Source organism: Pedobacter gandavensis (genome assembly GCF_032678465.1).
GTDB lineage: Bacteria > Bacteroidota > Bacteroidia > Sphingobacteriales > Sphingobacteriaceae > Pedobacter > Pedobacter gandavensis_B.
On sequence record NZ_JAVTSK010000002.1, the window covers coordinates 484,170 to 504,000 of the forward strand.

The following is a 19,831-nucleotide window of genomic DNA, read 5'->3' on the forward strand; positions in this document are numbered from 1 at the left end:
TAAGACGAAAAATCTCGACTTTAAAGCGAATTAAAATAGGACGACCTGTTTAATGTAAACGTAACTGATTGTTAAAATCAATCTCAAGGTCTTAAAATCTAGTCCAGCTATTTAAGGGGTTAGTACACTAGTAATGAAAATGGAGCAAATCTGGATGAAGAAATCTATAATCAATCTGTTCAATTAAATAAAAAGTTCCGCTCGCTCGATGTAATGGCTAAAGCATTGACAAAAAAAGAAGAGAAATCTTCTGTTCAAAAGGTACTTAGTCAATCATTGGTATTATCGTTTAAAAATCTAGGGGAAATTGAAAAAATTAAAAATACAGTTGGGAACTTCTATATCGAAGAAAAAGATTATTTATTTACCAAACATGTAAAAACAGGGGGCAGTGAAAATTCTAAATTTATGAATGATAAAGTACTGGTAGAAAGAAATAGATTGTGGCTGCCTTATATTTTAGAGGCAATAAATAATGGTCCAACATTTATTGCTGTTGGATTTGGTCATTTGAAGTATAAGGAGGGGATTCTCATGCAGTTGAAGAAAAAGGGATATTTTATAAAACAGGTAGATTTAAAAATCATTTGACATCCTGGATTTGTAAAATAAACTTTTTTACGTTTGAATAATTGCCCAATCTAATCAAATGAGCTAACACCGGACCTGAAGTTTTGCCTACGGCGCTTCATTAAGCATTAACAATATTTAGGCTTACTATTTCTTTTAGACATAGAAGCCCATCTTTCTTTAGAAATGTATTATTTAGCGTTTATTTTATAATTCTAAGCACATTTCTTGGCCGACAGTATATGAAGTTCATGGAGCCTTTTATTAAACTGCCATTTTGAACAAAGTTCTTTCAAAATTAATCCTCATCACCTATCAATTTTCTAGTTGTTCAGCTATTAAAAGCTCAAGCATACGCTCATTGTCTTCATTAATATAAAATTTGGATGCAACTATATGTCCATTTTTATCTATTAGATAATTTCTGGGATATCCGTCACCTGCAAACATCTTTAAATCTTGATGAAGGTCGACCTTAACAGCTGTAAAAGAATATCCTGTTGATTTCATAAAAGGAATAACATAATCATCCTGACTATTATATCCATTAACCCCAATATACATAATCTGATTATTGCCGAATTTTTTCAGAACAGTTTCAAAATGCGGAAATTCAGCCCTGCAGGGCCCACAGCCTGGAAACCAAAAAGTTAGTAAAACTAGTTTTCCCTTAAAATCTTTAAGGGAAATTTTATTCCCCGATCCATATTCTTCTAATGATAGATCAACAGCTAATTGGGAATTAGCCTGCCTTGTGGTAAATATCTGCTGTTTAACACCAGAGCTGTCCTTACCAAGTTTAATTCCATATTCAAACATAGCAGTTCTTAGCTTGTCAGAAGGCTTCTTTATATAATTCACAACAACACTGTCATATGCCGCTTGGGTATTGTTTAAAAGATCCGAAAGCTCAGCCTTAAGTAATAGCACACTTTCTGCTACATTAACATCACTGTTACTAAAATTATCGGTCAGTTTAATAGAGTTAAGCATAACCAATGCTTCAGCATATTGTTTTTCAGTTATTAATTTTTTCAGTTCTAAAAAGCATTTAGCCACTTTTAGCTTATGTTTCCATTCCAGTTTATTTTTCTCCACTACATAAATCATATCAATAGAAAGTTGAAAAGCATCCTTATAAGCACCCCAATTAAGTAATGAGGTAAAATAATTAGACATTCCAGTTCTAAATATGGGCGGCTGGGATATAGAATATCTTTTAAATAATTGATCATAATAGGATCTTTGTATATCGATATTATCATTGTTACTTGCCAAGAAAAACAAAGCATTTGCACCAGCATCCGTATTCCTGAATCTTAATTCAATGTCTAGGTATAAAGAGTCTAATTTATCTTTTGAAATATTCTTTATTGAACCGACGTATTCTATCACATAATCTAATTTTTTTTTGTCTGCTTCCATAGCCTTCTTTAAATAATAACTATACAAATCACGATCTCCCCATCTTAATGCATCAATTGATAAGTAGTACCATCCTTCATCTAAATCTGGTTTTAGAGATACAGCTTTGAGTAAATATTTTTTAGCCTTGGGATCTTCATTTTTATAAAAGAATTTTCCGATAGCAAACGGAATCACATATGATTTGGGAAATTTCATCATCCATTTATCATATTGGATCATTAAAGAACTTGAATCTTTTTTTGAAAAATTATTAATAAATGAGACGTGCTCTTTAATGCTATCTGGAAATTTCTCAATTAAAGCAATGTTGTTAGTTTTACTTAATTCTAAATTGCTTTTGATAGTTGCTGTTTGTGACAGCACAGATAAAGGAAATAATAACAGATACATTATTAGTAGGTATAAACCTTTAATCATTTTTGAATTGAAATATATCATGTAGAACATTTAATTGATTATTAGTTATTGATAATAAGTTTTTGGTAAATCTGGTAATAAGAATTGTGAAACTTTTAATTAATGTAGTATATACCGATATAGGGTAGTTTTCATAAAGATAAACGTTAACAGGTGCATATGAAATGATGACTTTTAGCTTATAACTATAAACTGAAGATATAAAATAAAAACATTAATTTATTAGTTATTTATAAATAATCAAAAATCAATAGGCTTCTTTTACAGAAATATTTAATTAACAGATCTAAAAAATGTATCCAGTTGTGAAGCTATCTGATCTTGTTGTTCGAAATGGTTGAAGTTTCTTGTCAAAAAAATAATCAGTTTGGAATGAATAAATATTGATGGTGATTCACAGTAAAACGCTAATTATCTATTATAAGGCATGAGTGCAATGTTTACCTCTCCATTTGCTCCTGCAGTTAGACTGCCTATAAGGGTGCCTAAGTTAAAATCCTTAACTAAACCTAATAGCGATTCGGAAGCGCTTATAGCAGATTCATCGGTTAGAAATACAACCTTTCCGGTTATACTATATGTTGCGTTGTAAGTATCCCGTGTTTCCGGGCGTAAGATATCTGGGAGTCTGATTTCTTTCGGAAAGGATTTTATTTACCTCAAGGATCATATCTCCAGGTAGAATAACACCGTTCAAGCCATCTGAAAGTAAATTTCTTTTTGAGTATAAAAAAAGCCTGAATACAATTGAATTCAGGCTTTTGTACTTTCTGGTGATCCCGCTGGTATCAAAACCTAGTCCTAAAATCAGCGTTTAATTAGTATTTAGTACAGTTTTAAATTTTGACTTACCGAATCTCTCACCATTTATTTTATACGTTTTAGCTGCAATTCCTATATAAAATTACACTTTCCTCCTTATAAAGCACTAGAATTATAATTGCTTTTTGGATTAAAAAATTCATACCAATTTTTTTGTCAGCCGAATAACTTTTTCAATATTGCTAATGTTGAATTTAGTAACGAAAAGAACAAACTTATCAACTCTACTCAATTCTCTTAAAGGAACTATCATTTCTTAAGCTCATCATTTTAGGATTGTCGACTTCGGTTTGTTTAACTATCCATTTGGATCGAATATTTTCAGGAATGATACTCTTTTCCCGAACAAACAAGCACAATGTATCTTTATTCGATTTATATAAGAAAGGCTCGAGTCCTTTAAAAATCATTTCCTTAGTAGAATCAGGTTCAAATTCTTTTTCTGGAGAGGTTGAAACAACAGTAAGTTGGTAATCATCGGTCACACCCCAATTTTTAGTTTTTATATAAATTGTAGATTTGTTATTCTGGGAAAGAATGAGAATAATCCTATATGTCGGTCTACCAAAATCTCCAACCGACTGTGCAAATAGAAAATATATCAGCGATATTATAGATAATACAACTGCAAGAATAACTGAAAATGTTCTCATTAATACTTCGAATTATCTCTTAATTCTTTGATCTTTTCTAACTCAATAACATCTATTTGGTCTTTGGGCCTATTAACAGCTTTTTTATTCGCTATCAATTGATTAATGTGTAAAAAAGGAACTTTTACATCTTCAAGAATGGCAATAGAAGCAAGTTCATAGCAATCTAAAAAAGATAGATTCTCTAATTATTTAAGAGATCCATAATAACTATTTATGAATAACTACCGCTTTATTGAACATGCTGTTCATTCTTAACATTTTAGTAAAAAGTTTCAGTTTATCCATATCAGAACGGAAAACATCTCTTCGTAAACGCTCGTCATCGGACAATTTTGTGATGTATACTTCCGAAGGTTCATTAAGCATATTTTTAGGATTTTTTTTCATATCTTCCTCCATAGATTCTACTCGCAATTTACTCAGCATCTTTGGATTTTCACAATCTTTATTTGAGTATAAAAGCAAAAAACCTCACATTTCTGTGAGGTTTTTGTTCTGGTGATCCCGCTGGGATTCGAACCCAGGACCACTACATTAAAAGTGTAATGCTCTACCAGCTGAGCTACGGAATCATTTATGTTCCCTTGTTTCGGGAGTGCAAAAGTAGAAAAATTATTTAAAGTTTATGCATAAGACTATGTTTTATTTCGTTTTAATGCAGTTATTGTGCTTAATGACTTGATTATTAGTTAGAAAAATTTCTGTTATTTTTGATCTTTTTTTGGCTTTATAATGGTCGGGTTGCAGAGGTTAGGGGGCTAGTGATTATTTTTGCAGGTATTGGTAAGTATTTCCAGGTATTTTAGTGCTTTTAAATCTGCACGTTTCATAGGAATGGTTTGGGATGCTTCATGAACCAGGTTTCCATCAGCATATTCTTTTATGATACTTTTTCCTTTAGTCCAAAGTCTGAGGACATAATTACCCTCTTTAGTTTTGTTCATGCTAATTTTAGAAAGACCATTCAGTCCAATTCTAACTGTAAATTGCTCTATTTCCCTCTTTGTTTTTTTCTGAATGTTATAGTTCAAGGTGCAGTTATTGAATTTTAGCGCATAAATAATAACCTGGGTATCTTTTCCAGAGGATTTATAAGTATGGATTTTATAGCCTAAAGTATTTTCAAGATATTTCTGAGCAGTTTCATTTGACTGTGCTGTACTCACAAATGGAAATATGAAGAGCAAATAAGTTAAAAAGAGTCTGGCCATCTGAATTAAAGATATAGAAAAATCAGAATTCCACTTGAAATTTGTTTTATATTGCAAGCAGTTCTAACCATCTAACTGATATCACTTTATGCCTAAACTTCTGCCTGATGTAGAGAAAGCACTGCTTATAAAACTGAAAGCTGGGGATCAGAAGGCATTTAATACATTGTATCAGGTTTATGAACGAAAGGTCTATTATAACCTCAGAAAACTTATCCATATTCCTGAAATTGTGGGAGAGCTTCATCAGGATGTATTTCTTAAAATATGGAATAAAAGAATAGAATTAAATGAGGAACTGCCTTTTGAGGGATTCTTAATTACGATTTCCAGAAACTGTGCGATTGATTTTTATCGGAAAGCCGCAAGGGATAAAAAGCTGACCGATCAGCTGGCCTTAATGATGACGGAACTTCATGATCCCATCACTGATAGCATTGCATTAAAAGAAACAAGTCGGGCTTTAGAAGCAGCAATTGACAAACTTCCTCCACAAAGAGCGCTTGTATTTCGAAAGATCAAGTTGGATGACCAAAGTTATGAGCATGCAGCCTGGCATTTCGGTGTTTCTAAAGGCACAATCAAAGACCATATGGCTAAAGCCATGAATTTTTTACGTAGAGAAATCAGTAATTCCCGGATTTTCTTCTTCATTGCATTGATCATTTTCAGCCTGATTCAAGTGTTTCGGAGCTAGTGTTATCCCTTTCATTTTTATTTTTAGAAAAATTAATCTTCCGGGCATAGACTTTTCGGTTTAGCTGCGTATTGGTATATAGAGCTAAGCCAGAAACTATGCAGGATTTAAAAGATTTATACTATAAGTTCCTTTCCCAAAAATGTACACCAGAAGAAATCAGTTACCTGATGAATCACTTTCTTTTAAAAGGAGAGGAAACGGAATTGAAAAAGATCATCCAGGCGGAACTGGAATCTGAGCATTTCGAAACGCAAGATACTGTAGAGGTATCCACACGCTTAAGTCACAACAGAACGTCTATCAACAATATCATCCAGGAAGAACTTTCTCAAAAACGAAGCTCCTGGAACATCTTTCTTAAAGCTGCTGCAATACTTACCCTAATCACTGCTTTTTCATGGTATTTCTTTAAATCCAATGCTGATCATAAGCTCCCAGGCAATCAAATATTGGCTTCGGGAGATATTACGCCGGGAAGCAATAGAGCAAGGCTTACACTGAGCAACGGTGAGTCTATTGATCTTGAAAATGCAAATGAAGGCTTAGTCGTCAATAAAGATGGGGCAAGCTATGCCAAAATTATTGGAGGAAAATTAACCTGTTTGCTCCAGTCTTCGGGAAATATAGATACCGCCTTTAACACCATCACTACGCCAAAAGGTGGGGTTTATCAATTGGTGACACCTGATGGTAGTAGGGTATGGCTCAACGCTTCTTCTGAGTTGAAATTTCCAAGTTCATTTGGTCCAGGAAAACGGGTGGTGGAGTTAAAAGGAGAAGCGTACTTTGAAATTGCAAAAGATAAGAACCATCCCTTTGTAGTAAAAACCCCAGGACAGGCAACGGAAGTTTTGGGTACTCATTTTAACATCAATAACTATGCTGACGAAGAGGCTACCACAACCACTTTATTGGAAGGAGCGGTACGGGTACATTCTACAAACGGTGGCGCTGGCTTAGTGCTACATCCCGGACAGCAATCTATATTAAAAGGTCAGCAACTTAAAGTAGAAAAAGCGGATGAATCAGCAGTCCTCGACTGGATGAATGGCAAAATCGTTTTCAAAAATGAAAGCCTTAAAAGTATCATGCGTAAAGTTTCCAGATGGTATGGGGTAGATGTTCAACTAAAAGGAGATATCGGTGATATGCAATTCTGGGGTGCTGTGTCACGCAATAACAACCTTTCATCGATACTCAATTATTTAAAAGAAACAGAAGATCTCGACTATACCATAACAGGCACAAACGTGACCATTTTTAAAAAGAAACCTTAAATAAATCTGACCAACCACCTAACCAAACGAACATGAAGAAAATTCTACGCTGTTAAAGCTTAACCAGGGAGCTAAAAAAAAACGCATTCCGAGTACCAGTCGGAATACGTCTAATCATTTGAGCTAACCCCATCCGGTAAGACCGGATAAAAATTACCGACAGATAATCAATCGTTAACCCAAACTCATTCAAATGTATGAATTTAATTGCTTTTAACCCAGGCAAGCCGGGGAAATGGCGTCCCCAAAAACTCCTATTGGTTATGAAAATAACTATTGCCCTAATGTTCTTTTTTGTCCTATCATCCAGCGCCAGCACCTTTGCGCAGAAAATATCTTTATCTGAACGGAATACACCATTGGTGGAAGTCCTGGAAAAGATCCGTCTTCAAAGTGGATATGATTTTGTGGCGAGTACCAGATTAATTGAAAAAAGTAATCGGGTCTCTATTGTTGTCAATGAAGTGAGCCTCGAAGAAGCGCTTAAATTATGCTTTAGCAATCAGAGGTTGAACTATAAGATTCAAGGTAAAATCGTCTTGATTAAGGAAAATAAAAGTATCCAGAAATCTGTACCTCAAAACGCCCAGGAAGAAATCACTGTTAGTGGAACTGTTACAGACAAAGGCGGCTTATTGCCCGGAGTTACGGTGAGCCTAAAGTCAGATAAACAAAGAGCCGTGGTCACAAATGCTTCCGGGAGCTTTAAAATAACTTCTCCCAAAAATGGAATTCTTGTTTTTAGCAGTATTGGCTTTAAACCAATGGAAGTCCCTGTAAACGGAAGAGCCGTGATCGATGTATCTATGGAGCAGGAAACTTCCGGTCTATCAGAAGTCGTGGTGGTAGGATATGGCCAAAAGCAGTCGAAAGTTAGCTTAACAGGAGCGATCTCCAGCATTTCTACAAAAGAGCTGAAACAAAGTCCGGTTGCCAATATTACAAATGCCCTGGCTGGCCGGATACCAGGTTTGGTTACCGCGCAACGTTCTGGAAGACCAGGCAGTGATGCCTCCTCACTTTTTATTAGAGGAATCAGCACGTATACAGGAAATACGGCACCCTTGGTGGTTATAGACGGACTACCTAGGGGTGATCAGAATTTCGGAGATATAGACCCTAATGAAATAGAGTCCATCTCGATCCTAAAAGATGCTTCTTCCACCTCCTTGTATGGAATACAGGGAGCCAATGGTGTGATTTTGGTGACTACTAAAAGGGGAGAAGACGGGCCTCCAACCATCCAGGTAAATGCCCAGTCGGCATTAATGAAGCCCGGACGTTTTCCAAAATTTCTGGATAGTTATGATTCCGGTTTACTGAGAAATGAAGCTGCCAAAAATGATGGTATGGCGCCAATCTACACAAATCAGGAACTGGAATTATTTAAAAATCAAACCAGCCCTTATTTATATCCAAACGTAGATTGGTACAAGGAAATGATCAGAGAGTATACCCCGCAACGCCAGGTAAACCTAAACGTAAATGGCGGGACTAAATTTGTGAAGTATTTTGTCTCTGGTTCATACCTTCGTCAGGAAACCAATTTTAAGGTGGCAGACGAAAATGCGTATGGTGTAAAATATAAATACGATCGTTACAACTTCCGTTCGAATATTGATGTGACCTTAGATAAAAATACAGACCTCCAGCTGGATCTGGCTTCCAGGCTGGAAAATAGGACCATGCCTCTAGCCGATCGAAATGATAATGGTTATTTCTTTGTGGTTTTATCTCAGATGCACAATGCCTTAACACCGGTGTTTAATCCGGATGGTTCACTGGCATCAGGAAACCTAAGGGCAGACTTTATCAATCCCTATGGTATTGTGACCCGCAATGGATACTCCGACAGCAATTTCTCCAATACTTTTGGAAATATCGCCGCCACCAGAAAACTTGATTTCATTACACCCGGGTTAAAAATCAAGAGTTTGTTCTCTTTTGAAACCTTTGGAAGTATTGATTTCGCACAATATCAGATGCCGGCTTCCTATCGATACAGGGGGATTGATGAAATCACCGGTAAGCCGATTTACATCCAGCATTATGCAAAAACCTCATTAAGTCAGGATGGCGCAACAAATGCCACCAGGTACAATTACTTTGATGTGAAGCTTTTGTATGATCGAAGTTTTAAAAACCATAATGTAAGTGGTTTAGCGTTGTTTAACCGAAATTACAGGACCATTACAGGCGATTTGCCCAGAGTTTATCAGGGTTTGGTTGGACAGCTGAAATACAACTTTGACCAGCGTTATTTCTTCGAGTTTAATGCAGGATATAATGGTTCTGAGAATTTTCCTAAAGGCAAAAGATATGGATTTTTTCCTGCTTTATCTGCGGGCTGGCTAATGTCTGCTGAGCCTTTTATGAAAGAAAATAAAGTGTTCAGTTACCTGAAATTAAGAGGTTCACATGGTCTGGTCGGAAATGACAATATAGGAAATGGGCGTTATCTTTTTGTTTCTGAATTTGCGAGGGGCGGGGGCTATACTTTCGGTAACAATCCCACAAATGTTGGCGGTTATTATGAAAGTAGGGTAGGAAATACCAATATCACCTGGGAAAAAGCAACGAAAAGTAATATCGGTCTTGAAGCAGGATTTTTAAAGGATCAGATCCGCTTAACTGTCGATGTTTTTCGTGAACATAGAAAGGACATCCTCACAGGACCTAACTTGATTCCCGATTATTTTGGGATTGATGCCCAACTCAGTTTAAATAAGGGGGCCGTATTGAATAGGGGATTTGAAATTGAAATGAAATTGAATACTACTATTGGTGAAGTTTACCTGTTTTCCAATCTGAATTATACCTTCACCAAAAATAAAATCCTGGAAATTGATGAGCCTAAATTACAGTACCCATGGCAAAGTCAGATTGGATTGCCAGTTGGCTATTCTTTAGGCTATGAAGCCTTAGGTTTTTTCCAGAACCAAACAGAGATCAACAATAGTCCTATACAGAGCTTCACCTCCGTTATTCCAGGTGATTTAAAATATAGAGATATCAACGGAAATGGATCCATTGGTCCGGAAGACAGGATTCCGATTCCTACATTGAACGTGCCAAATCAGGTCTTTGGGGCATCTTTTGGCTTAAGCTATAAAGGATTCGACCTTAGTATATTGTTGCAAGGTGCAATGGGTGGCCGACAAATTTATTCGGATCAGATTGTATACACTTACAGGGATGGAATCAGGCCACATCATCTGGAAAGATGGACGCCAGAGAATGCGGTTAATGCCAAATTTCCTGTTCTACACGGAAATGAAAGTAAAAATGGGAACAATTTTATCAATTCTACCTTCTGGGTTCGCAAAACCGACTACCTGAAAATAAAGAACCTAGAATTGGGTTACCGACTGCCTTCTGCCTGGACACGAAAAGTAGGAACCAAAACTGCCAGGATATTCGTCAATGCCATGAATTTATATTCCTGGGATCATTTGAAGGACATCAATGTTGATCCCGAATCTAATGTTGGCGGATCATTTTCAGGACTTTCCTATCCGATTCAGAGCATTTACAATCTGGGCTTAACCGTTAACTTCTAATTTAAATTAAGAGTATGAAAAAACTATATATTTTACTGGTCTCAGTCGCGATTGGACTTTCCGCTTGTAAAAAAGATTATCTGGATCGATTGCCAAATGCGAAAATCTCTGAAGAAGAGGTCTTCTCAGATATTGGAAATTCAGAATTATTCGTAAATAATATTTACAATTCAGTACCCAACATGTTCCGAACATTCTGGCCAATGTCTAGCGCAACAGATGAAACAGATCAGAGTCAGGATCAGGCCACAATTACGGCCGATGGAGCTGATGCGGGTAATTTTAACAGTGGCTTTTTTACACCTTCCGCATTTCCCCTAAGAGGACGCTGGAAGGATTATTTTACCCAGATCAGACGATGTAATATCGTGCTGGCAAATTATGGGAAAATTCCTGAGGACAATAACTATCCCGACCGTAAAAAACGACTGAGAGGTGAAGTCCTGACCATGCGGGCTTACTATTATTTTGAATTGCTTCGCGGATGGGGAGGAGTGCCATTATTTGAATCTATTCAGAACCCATTGGGAGATGAACCTGTTTTTTTTAAACGGAACTCTGTGGATGAAGTTGTGGCCGCTATTTTAAAGGACCTTGCGGAAGCCGAGCCGCTACTGCCAGCCAATTATGCGGATCGGCAAGCGGAAATTGGCAGGGCATCAAAAACGATTGTGATGGCTTTAAGGGGGCGCGTACTATTGTATTATGCCAGTCCATTGTTCAATCCCAATGGTGTAAATACCAGATGGAAAGATGCCATGGATGCGAATAAAACTGCGCTGGAATCAGCTCTGGCTGCCGGCTATTTGTTGCACCCCAAATATTCGGAAATCTTTACACAGTTTACCAATCAGGAAGTGATCTGGGGACGTCCTGCACCAGGAGCATTTGGAGATGCAGGTATAGACCGGGAAATGAATCCAACAGGATATATCGGCTATGCCAGAGTAACAGTTCTTCAGGAACTGGTAGACGATTACGAGCTTAAAGCAAGCGGAAAACGCCCTGCCGAGCCTGGTTCAGGCTATGATGCCAATCATCCATATGCAGGTCGTGATCCACGGTTTTATCAATCCGTTTTGTACCCGGGAAGTATCTGGAAAGGGAGGAAAACTGATCCTCTAGGGATTGATGCCGCCGAACCAGGAAAAACAGCAACCAATTACTGGCAGCGAAAATACCTTCTGGAATCCGTAAATCTGATCAATTCCTCCGGAGATTCTCCACGTAGATGGGTTTTGATGCGAACAGCAGAAGTATATCTGAACTATGCCGAAGCTTACAATGAAGCGATTGGCCCGGATCAGCAGGTTTATGACGCTGTAAATGCTGTTCGTGCAAGGGTGAGTATGCCTCCTTTGCCTATTGGATTAGGAAGGGAAGAAATGCGTGAAAAAATCAGGCATGAAAGAAGGATTGAACTGGCTTTTGAAGGACAACGGTTTTGGGATGTCCGCAGATGGAAAATTGCAGAAACAGTAGATAATAAAGTGGTGAGGGGGGTGTCGATTAAGGTGTCTGGAACTGATACGACTTATACCTATCCGATTATTGAGAAACGAACCTTTGATAAAGTGAAACAGTATTTTCTGCCAATTCCACAGTCGGAAATAGATAAGCTGGGCGGAGTAAGTTCGGGCTTTAGTCAAAATCCAGGTTATTAACCAAGCTTTAAAAAGATGAAAAATATAAATCATAAACTGAGTTTATTGTTCTTTGTGCTGCTCTTCATGTTCAGCGCATGTCAGAAAGAAATTGAGCTACCGGGCATTGCCAATCAGCCCATGTTGTATATGCCACAGTCTCCGAGAGGAAATCCTTTTAATATCATCGAGATGAGGAGCAGAGCATCCGGAGAGCAAGATACCCTTTACTACCGTCCGTATAGTGCTTATCTGGAAGGAAAAGATGAGGCGGAACAGGATATTGAGGTCGAATTTATGGTCGACCAGCACAAACTGGATTCTTTAAATGAGATTGAAACTACTGCAGGTAGGATGCCCTATGAACTTCCTCCCTCGGGAGCATTTACAGCAGGGAGTTTGAAGGCAAGTATTAAGAGAAACGAACGCATCAGCTCTATTCAGCAATTCAGTATCAACCCTAAACTCCTGACGGAAGAAAAGAGATATCTTATCCCAATTTCTATTAAAAGCGCTAAGCCGGCATTGCCTCTGAAAGCGGAACTGAAAACGGCTTATTATCAGGTTAACCTCACTGTACCTGATTTTGTAAGTGGTACTTATATCGCAAGTGGCATAAGAAATGGAGATGGATATGGTACGGACCCTACAAAGATTAGAAAAACGATAACCAAAATTGCCAATCATACCTATGAGGTGAATTTGATTGCCAATCTTGGGCCTTGGTGTTGCAGCAATAAGTTTTTACTGAAAGTAAATCCTGCTGACAATACGGTACTCGTTTCCGGACATCTGGAAACCCCTGGTAATTTATTGACAAACAGACCGGGAACCACCAGTACCTTTGATCCGTTAACGAATACTTTTGTGTTGTACTATAACTACAGTTATTACGGGTATGGGGCAGAGATGACAGAAACATTAAAGAAAATTTAATTAGGAAGTAAAGGAGGTCCCGGTTCCGGGGCCTCCATTTTAACCTGGATCATGAATAGAATATACCTGATTATATTTGCTCTTCTAATTGGAGGGCCAATAGAAACGCGTGCTCAAAAAAATGAGTCCGTATCGGCAGTTTTTCCCGTAAGTGCATTGTTATTGTCAACTCCGGATCCTCAGGATGTCCCCCTGTTTTGCGATTTTATTAAGGATGTTTTACCTAAAGAGGGAGTCAATACGCTGGTGCTGCGGATAAATTATAAATACCAGTTTAATAGCCGCCCGGAACTGGCCGGATATCATGCTTTGTCAAAAGATAACCTGTTGAAAATCGTTAAAGCTTGTCGTAATGCAGGCATACGGTTTATTCCCAAAATGAATCTGCTTGGGCATCAATCTGAAGACATCAGCATATTACCCTTGTTGAAAGCTTATCCTCAGTTTGATGAATCTCCACATCTGAACCCACCGAATCCCTGGAAGCCAGCCAATACCATGTTTGATTTTTACAGTAAAAGTTTATGTCCAAAACATCCAGATTTGTTTAAAATCATCTTCCCGGCAATAGATGAGCTGATTGAGCTTTGTGGCGCCGATGCATTTCATGTGGGACTGGATGAAGTATGGATCATTGGCGATGAAAGATGCCCACGTTGCGGCGGACTGGATAAGGCGGAAATTTTTGCGACTTATGTTACTGCTTTACACGACCACCTGAAAAGAAAGGGTTGCGAGATGTGGATGTGGAGTGATCGTTTAATCGACGGGAAAACTACTGGTTTATCCGCCTGGCAGGCGAGTATGAACAATACACATCGTGCAATTGATATGATTCCAAAAGACATTGTGATTTGTGACTGGAAATATGAGGATGCCGCGCCAACACCTGCTTATTTTGCGATTAAAGGCTTCAATGTACTGGCCTCGCCTTGCTACAAACCTGAGGTTGCACTTGCTCAACTGGAGATGATGAAGGCGATCAGAAAGAATGGAAACAGGGCTGCATTTTCCAGCACTTTGTCGAATAGAATGCAAGGGATGATGCATACGATGTGGGGCAATTCCAGGGATTTTATTTTAGCCTATCATGGTAAACAAGCAGATCAGGATAGCACAGTGAAAACTTTTAAAACGCTTTTCGCTGAAATTAGAAGAATAAAAAATAATTTTGAGTCAAATGAAAAAAATGAATAGGAATAAGATTTTGATGCTGTTTTTGCTGCTGTTGGCAGGGATTTCCGCCCATAGTGAACCATATGAAGGGGTCAGGGATATTGCTTCCAGGAGATTTCCCTGGTTGGTAAAAGGCCTGGTTTTAGAAATAATACCTGCCTCTGAGGGAAATGAGGTTTTTGAATTGTCGACTAATAATGGGAAAGTACTGGTGGCAGCGAGTTCTGCAAGTGCTGCTGCAGAGGGACTGAACTGGTACCTTAAGTATTATTGTAATAGGAGTATGTCGCATTTTGGCGATCAGCTTTCTGCTTTAAATAAGCTTCCTGAGATAAAAAACAAAGTAAGGATCATTTCTCCTTACCGATATCGATATGCTTTGAATTATTGTACCATTAGCTATTCCATGAGTTTTTATACCTGGAAAGATTGGGAAAGAGAATTAGACTGGATGGCTTTAAATGGAGTGAACCTGATGTTAGCTCCTGTTGGAATGGAAGGGGTATGGCAAGGTACTTTACGCAAATTGGGGTACACTGAAAAGGAAATTACTGATTTTATCGCAGGTCCTGCTTTTGGTGCCTGGTGGTTAATGGGGAATTTGGAAGGATGGGGTGGCCCGGTTAGTCAGGCTCTGATAGACCAGCAGGTCTTGCTCCAGCAAAAGATTTTAAAACGAATGAAGCAACTGGGCATGGAGCCGGTAATGCATGGCTTTTATGGAATGATCCCTTCGAATTTAAAAGATAAGGCAGCGATTAAAGTAATTGATCAGGGGCTATGGGCGGGAGGATTCAAACGCCCGGATTTTCTACTTCCTGAGGATCCTTACTTTGATAAAGTAGCGAATATCTATTACGCTGAAATGAAAAAGTTGTACGGTGATGATTTACACTTCTTCGGTGGAGATCCTTTTCATGAAGGAGGGACTTCTAAAGGAGCTGATCTTGCAGCATCAGGAAAGCACATTCAGCAGGTGATGCAGCAAAATTACCCTGGTGCCACCTGGGTTTTGCAGGGCTGGCAACAGAACCCGGCGGATGCGCTATTGTCGGGTTTGAACAAAGATAAAACTCTGGTGATAGAGCTTTTTGGCGAGAATACCAACAATTGGGAAAAACGCCATGGTTATGAAAATACGCCATTTGTATGGAGTAATGTGAGCAACTTCGGGGAGAAAAATGGGATTTATGGTAAGCTACAGCGTTTTTCGGATGAGGTATTCCGGGCAAAAAACAGTACTTATGCTAGTTCTTTAAAAGGTATTGGGATTATCCCTGAAGGTATTTATAACAACCCTGTTGCTTATGATCTGATGCTGGAACTGGGCTGGCATAAGGATCATCTGGATCTTAAAAAATGGATTGGCAGTTATACAAATTACCGTTATGGAAAGCGTAGTTCGACTATCGACAAGGCATGGGCAGTATTTTTAGAAACAGCTTATAGTAGTCCTGAAGTCAATCAGGAAGGGCCTTCTGAATCTATTTTTTGTGCCAGACCGGCGATGGATATTGAGTCTGTTTCTTCCTGGGGAACCAGAAAAAGAAACTATGATGTGGAGCAATTTGAAGAAGGAGTAAGGATGTTTGTGGCCGCCGCAAAAGAATTTGAAGGTCTGGAGACCTATCAGACAGACCGGATTGATTTTGTGCGACAATTGCAGGCAAATAGAGCAGATAAAGTATATGCTTCAATGATGCAGGCGATAAAAACAAAAAACCTGGAGGAATTTAAATCCAGCAGTGCAAAATTCAAACATATGATTTTGCAACAGGATTCCTTATTGAGTACGAGTAAATATTTTCTGCTGAACAGGTGGTTGCAGCAGTCATTAGATTTTGGCGCTTCAAAATCAGACAAGGAGAATGCTTTAATGAATGCAAAAACACAGATCATTTTCTGGGGTCCTGTTAACAATCCTAAGACAGATCTACATGATTATGCACATAAAGAATGGTCGGGTGTGTTGAGCACGATTTACTTGTCGAGGTGGGAGCAATTTATCAACTGGCAGATCGCGAAGATGAGTTCAAAAAATGTACCCGAACCGGATTACTTCAAAATGGAGACGGAATGGGTGAAGCGAAAGGATTTGTACCCTTCAAAGTCACTGACAAAAAAGGAACTGGATCGACTGATTGAACGAATGGTAAGGAAAGAATAGGTTTCTTCTGGGAACGCTAGGATAAATTGACTAATTATTAGGGTTGGCCATCAAAGCAAAACAAGAGAAGATTCCTGGAAGAAATATATAAATTAGCGTAATTAATGTAATGGTGCAGCTGCACCAGATACGAGTTTTAACCTCTTAAAATTATAAAATTATGATGGCAGTAAATCAAGTAATTCCATGTCCGGTATGCAAAGCTCCGATTTCATTCGATGTGAAACAGTTGATTCAGGGAATAAATTTTAGCTGTGCAACCTGCGGCGCAGGTATCGGCTTGGCAGTAGACAGTAAAATTGAATTAGATGAAGCCAGACAAAAGATTGAAATGTTAAAAGACATGCATAAAAAATAACGCTTGCAAATTCATGGGTTTTGAGGCTTCTTTTTCTCGGTATGAGCAACAATGTGAACGAATTCCACAATTGGAAAATTGTTTTAATTGTGTTCAAAATCCTTCTATAGGATAAAATTCGAGCAAAAGAAGCCGTTTTTTACAATTGGCTGTAGTTGATTAAAGGTGGTCGGTTATTTGTGATTTTATCATCATTAACTATTGAACCAATGTCTGAAAAACTATTTCAAACAGCACCCGTAGTTACTGAAGCAGAATTACGTGCACTCCAGCAATTTAATAGTACGATCACAGCCTATCCTGATCATAAAACACTTCATGTCCTGTTTGAAGAGCAGGTTACAAAAACTCCGGAGCAGGTCGCTTTATTGTGTGGAGATCAACTCCTGACCTATAGGGAGTTGAATGACAAGGCCAATCAATTGGCCAGGAAAATTATCGAATTAGGTCTAAAACCCGGTGACAATATAGGGCTGCTGATCAATCGAAATTTTGAAATGATCATTGGAATGTATGCCATACTCAAAGCGGGCGGAGCCTATGTGCCTGTTGATCCCCATTATCCGATAGAAAGACAAGAATATATTCTTCACAATTCTGAAGTAAACCTGTTGATTTCCGATGCGGTTTATCCGATCAATACTTTGATGCCGGATTTAAAGACACTAATTGTTGGCGGATTAGATTTGAATGGCTACAGCACTAATAATCTGAACTTAGTTGTGGACAGCAAGCAGTTGGCTTATACCATTTATACCTCTGGCTCTACTGGTAAGCCTAAAGGAGTGATGATCGAGCATCATGCTGTTGTAAACCTCGTTTCATGGGTAAACCACAGGTTTAATGTTGGGTCAGACGATCGACTGCTCTTCATTACATCCATGTGTTTTGACCTCTCCGTATATGATATATTTGGAATTTTATCCAGCGGTGGATCTTTGGTCATAGCAGAACAGAAACAGGTCAATGATTTTAATGAATTGTTGTACATGCTTCAGCATTATCAGATTACCTTTTGGGATTCGGTACCTACTACACTGGATTTCCTGATCAGAGAATTGGAATCTACCCAAAAAGAATATTTACAACATCATTTAAGATTGGTGTTTTTGAGTGGCGACTGGATTCCACTGGCTTTGCCAGACCGAATCAAAGGTTTTTTCCCGGCTGCAAATGTGGTGAGTCTTGGTGGAGCAACGGAAGGAACGATTTGGTCGAATTATTTTCCCATCGAAAAAATAGAGGATAGTTGGATTAGTATTCCATATGGTAAGCCTATTGCAAACAACTTTTTTTATATTCTGGATGAGGAGCTTCAGCCTGTGCCGATAGGTGAAATAGGGGAACTGTTTATTGGCGGTGTAGGTGTGGCACGTGGTTATGCCAACCAGGCTGAAAAAACAAAGGCTGCTTTTCTAGTTGATCCCTTTAATCAGAATCACGGGGGAATGATGTACAGGACCGGAGATCATGGACGAATGTTGTCTGGAATGAACATGGAGTTTATCGGGAGAAAAGATGACCAGGTTAAAATTCACGGATTCAGAGTAGAGCTAGGTGAAATTGAACATTTACTGAGTCAATCGCGACATTTAAAAGGAGCCGTAGTGCTCGCAAGGTTGAATAAAATCGGGCAGAAGGATTTGATTTGTTATATAGATCCGGTCGGCAAATTTGATAAGAAAGCCGTCATTGAAGATTTAAAGCTTCGATTGCCTGATTATATGATTCCAACAATATGGATAGAAGTAAAGAAATTCCCCTTAAATATTAATGGTAAAATAGATAGAAGGGCTTTGCTGGAAATGGAAATTCCAGAAGAACATGCGAAATCCTATAGAAAGGCCTTTACTGCCCATGAGCAAATCATGGCGGACATTTGGCAAGAGGTTTTTCGCATGGAAAGAATTGGTCTTGATGATGATTTTTTTGAATTAGGAGGACATTCCCTGATAGCCCTGCATATCATTTCTCAATTTGAATGTAAAACCGGTATCAAATTACCTTTGGAAAGGTTATTCAAATACTCCAGCATTTCTTCCTTATTAGCCTCTATAACTGATAAAGATGAACTGAAGAAATCGCAATCGCTGATTCCAATAAAAACTACTGGAGCTAAAATGCCTTTGTATATCATACATGGCGATGGCTTGTATGTAATGAATTTTAAAGATCTCGCAAAATATGTGGATGTTGAGCAGCCTTTGTATGGACTTCAACCAGCAGATCTGAATGGTACTGACCAGCATATCGAAACTTTGAGTGATATTGCCGGTCATTATGTCAATGAGATCATTGAGCACAATCCGAATGGGCCATATGCTATTGCAGGATATTCATTTGGGGGGTATGTGGCAGTAGAAATGGCCAGACAATTCGCTGCTCTGGGGAAAGAGGTGAAGATGCTCGGGATTTTTGATACCGATGCAGAGAATGTTTTTTATGCCAAATCCTGGCGTGTAAATTTACCGAGGAAAATTAAACGACAATTCCCTAAAATGCTCTGGGTTTTGAATTCTTTCCTTAAAGACCCACTAAGCACCTTAAATTATCAATCCAACTTGTTTTTAAGAAGAACAAATAATTTGATGTATAAATTTGGTTTTAGGAAAGACCCCAAACAGGAAGGAGTGTTTAACCATATCCATATGATCAACCAGAAGCAGCATGAGGCTTTTAAAGCATATTGTATCGAACCCATTAATAATTTTGTTTATCTTTTTAAAGCGGAACAACGTGTTTATTTTGTTGATGACATTAAATCTCTGAGCTGGAAAAAATATGCAAAAAAAGGGGTGATCGTTTATGATGTGCCTGGTGACCATGCCACGATGCTACATGACCCAAATGTTGAGGAATTTGGGCGTAAATTACAGGAAGCCTTAAACAATTGTTAATTCACCTTGAAAT

The 19,831-nt window shown here is 38.3% G+C and carries 15 protein-coding genes and 1 tRNA gene; 10 read left to right on the forward strand and 6 right to left on the reverse strand.

What is annotated here, in order from left to right; genetic code table 11:
* Positions 1-213: 213 nt before the first annotated feature.
* Positions 214-591: a TraB/GumN family protein gene (locus R2Q94_RS05170; RefSeq protein ID WP_316820378.1), complete on the forward strand. Its 378-nt coding sequence runs from the start codon at positions 214-216 to the stop codon at positions 589-591.
* A 294-nt stretch (positions 592-885) separates the two neighbouring features.
* On the opposite strand, the gene R2Q94_RS05175 is transcribed toward R2Q94_RS05170, so the two are convergent.
* The 6 genes from R2Q94_RS05175 to R2Q94_RS05195 form a co-directional block, all read right to left on the reverse strand.
* A complete protein-coding gene (locus tag R2Q94_RS05175; RefSeq protein WP_316820379.1) occupies positions 886-2,388 on the reverse strand; it encodes a TlpA disulfide reductase family protein in 1,503 nt (500 codons plus the stop codon).
* A 438-nt stretch (positions 2,389-2,826) separates the two neighbouring features.
* Positions 2,827-3,069: a S41 family peptidase gene (locus R2Q94_RS22145; RefSeq protein WP_410478522.1), complete on the reverse strand. Its 243-nt coding sequence runs from the start codon at positions 3,067-3,069 to the stop codon at positions 2,827-2,829.
* Positions 3,070-3,461: 392 nt separating this feature from the next.
* On the reverse strand, positions 3,462-3,890 hold the full coding sequence (locus R2Q94_RS05180) for a hypothetical protein (protein WP_316820380.1): 429 nt from the start codon (positions 3,888-3,890) through the stop codon (positions 3,462-3,464).
* Positions 3,891-4,100: 210 nt separating this feature from the next.
* Positions 4,101-4,319, reverse strand: a complete 219-nt coding sequence (locus R2Q94_RS05185) for a hypothetical protein (RefSeq protein WP_316820381.1) — start codon at positions 4,317-4,319, stop codon at positions 4,101-4,103.
* A gap of 70 nt (positions 4,320-4,389) precedes the next feature.
* Positions 4,390-4,465: transfer RNA gene (locus R2Q94_RS05190), tRNA-Lys, on the reverse strand.
* A gap of 186 nt (positions 4,466-4,651) precedes the next feature.
* Positions 4,652-5,104: a hypothetical protein gene (locus R2Q94_RS05195; protein ID WP_316820382.1), complete on the reverse strand. Its 453-nt coding sequence runs from the start codon at positions 5,102-5,104 to the stop codon at positions 4,652-4,654.
* A gap of 88 nt (positions 5,105-5,192) precedes the next feature.
* Between R2Q94_RS05195 and R2Q94_RS05200 the strand changes: the two genes are divergently transcribed.
* The 9 genes from R2Q94_RS05200 to R2Q94_RS05240 all read left to right on the forward strand — a co-directional run bounded on the left by R2Q94_RS05200 (position 5,193) and on the right by R2Q94_RS05240 (position 19,818).
* The gene (locus R2Q94_RS05200; RefSeq protein ID WP_316820383.1) at positions 5,193-5,801 is read left to right on the forward strand and encodes an RNA polymerase sigma factor; all 609 of its coding nucleotides are present in this window, start codon (positions 5,193-5,195) and stop codon (positions 5,799-5,801) included.
* Positions 5,802-5,899: 98 nt separating this feature from the next.
* Entirely contained in the window at positions 5,900-7,081 is a 1,182-nt protein-coding gene (locus R2Q94_RS05205) for a FecR family protein (RefSeq protein ID WP_316820384.1), read from the forward strand.
* Between the two features lie 263 nt (positions 7,082-7,344).
* Positions 7,345-10,641: a TonB-dependent receptor gene (locus R2Q94_RS05210; protein WP_316820385.1), complete on the forward strand. Its 3,297-nt coding sequence runs from the start codon at positions 7,345-7,347 to the stop codon at positions 10,639-10,641.
* A gap of 14 nt (positions 10,642-10,655) precedes the next feature.
* On the forward strand, positions 10,656-12,305 hold the full coding sequence (locus R2Q94_RS05215; protein WP_316820386.1) for a RagB/SusD family nutrient uptake outer membrane protein: 1,650 nt from the start codon (positions 10,656-10,658) through the stop codon (positions 12,303-12,305).
* 15 nt (positions 12,306-12,320) lie between these two features.
* On the forward strand, positions 12,321-13,220 hold the full coding sequence (locus R2Q94_RS05220) for a DUF1735 domain-containing protein (protein ID WP_316820387.1): 900 nt from the start codon (positions 12,321-12,323) through the stop codon (positions 13,218-13,220).
* 51 nt (positions 13,221-13,271) lie between these two features.
* Positions 13,272-14,417 (forward strand): family 20 glycosylhydrolase, encoded by a 1,146-nt coding sequence (locus tag R2Q94_RS05225; protein WP_316820388.1) that lies wholly within the window; start codon positions 13,272-13,274, stop codon positions 14,415-14,417.
* On the forward strand, positions 14,401-16,563 hold the full coding sequence (locus R2Q94_RS05230) for an alpha-N-acetylglucosaminidase (protein WP_316820389.1): 2,163 nt from the start codon (positions 14,401-14,403) through the stop codon (positions 16,561-16,563). Before R2Q94_RS05225 ends, R2Q94_RS05230 begins: the two co-directional genes overlap by 17 nt.
* Before the next feature lie 160 nt (positions 16,564-16,723).
* Positions 16,724-16,921: a hypothetical protein gene (locus tag R2Q94_RS05235; RefSeq protein WP_316820390.1), complete on the forward strand. Its 198-nt coding sequence runs from the start codon at positions 16,724-16,726 to the stop codon at positions 16,919-16,921.
* Between the two features lie 209 nt (positions 16,922-17,130).
* Positions 17,131-19,818: an amino acid adenylation domain-containing protein gene (locus tag R2Q94_RS05240; protein ID WP_316820391.1), complete on the forward strand. Its 2,688-nt coding sequence runs from the start codon at positions 17,131-17,133 to the stop codon at positions 19,816-19,818.
* The last annotated feature ends 13 nt before the right edge of the window (positions 19,819-19,831 follow it).

Excerpts from the sequence above, each read along its gene's own strand:
- R2Q94_RS05170 (WP_316820378.1), top strand. The coding sequence starts at position 214 with ATGGCTAAAGCATTGACAAAAAAAGAAGAGAAATCTTCTGTTCAAAAG.
- R2Q94_RS05195 (WP_316820382.1), bottom strand. The coding sequence starts at position 5,104 with ATGGCCAGACTCTTTTTAACTTATTTGCTCTTCATATTTCCATTTGTG.
- R2Q94_RS05225 (WP_316820388.1), top strand. The coding sequence starts at position 13,272 with ATGAATAGAATATACCTGATTATATTTGCTCTTCTAATTGGAGGGCCA.
- R2Q94_RS05205 (WP_316820384.1), top strand. The coding sequence starts at position 5,900 with ATGCAGGATTTAAAAGATTTATACTATAAGTTCCTTTCCCAAAAATGT.
- R2Q94_RS05240 (WP_316820391.1), top strand. The coding sequence starts at position 17,131 with ATGTCTGAAAAACTATTTCAAACAGCACCCGTAGTTACTGAAGCAGAA.
- R2Q94_RS05185 (WP_316820381.1), bottom strand. The coding sequence starts at position 4,319 with ATGCTGAGTAAATTGCGAGTAGAATCTATGGAGGAAGATATGAAAAAA.
- R2Q94_RS05220 (WP_316820387.1), top strand. The coding sequence starts at position 12,321 with ATGAAAAATATAAATCATAAACTGAGTTTATTGTTCTTTGTGCTGCTC.
- R2Q94_RS05210 (WP_316820385.1), top strand. The coding sequence starts at position 7,345 with ATGAAAATAACTATTGCCCTAATGTTCTTTTTTGTCCTATCATCCAGC.
- R2Q94_RS05230 (WP_316820389.1), top strand. The coding sequence starts at position 14,401 with ATGAAAAAAATGAATAGGAATAAGATTTTGATGCTGTTTTTGCTGCTG.
- R2Q94_RS05215 (WP_316820386.1), top strand. The coding sequence starts at position 10,656 with ATGAAAAAACTATATATTTTACTGGTCTCAGTCGCGATTGGACTTTCC.
- R2Q94_RS05175 (WP_316820379.1), bottom strand. The coding sequence starts at position 2,388 with ATGTATCTGTTATTATTTCCTTTATCTGTGCTGTCACAAACAGCAACT.
- R2Q94_RS05235 (WP_316820390.1), top strand. The coding sequence starts at position 16,724 with ATGATGGCAGTAAATCAAGTAATTCCATGTCCGGTATGCAAAGCTCCG.
- R2Q94_RS05180 (WP_316820380.1), bottom strand. The coding sequence starts at position 3,890 with ATGAGAACATTTTCAGTTATTCTTGCAGTTGTATTATCTATAATATCG.
- R2Q94_RS05200 (WP_316820383.1), top strand. The coding sequence starts at position 5,193 with ATGCCTAAACTTCTGCCTGATGTAGAGAAAGCACTGCTTATAAAACTG.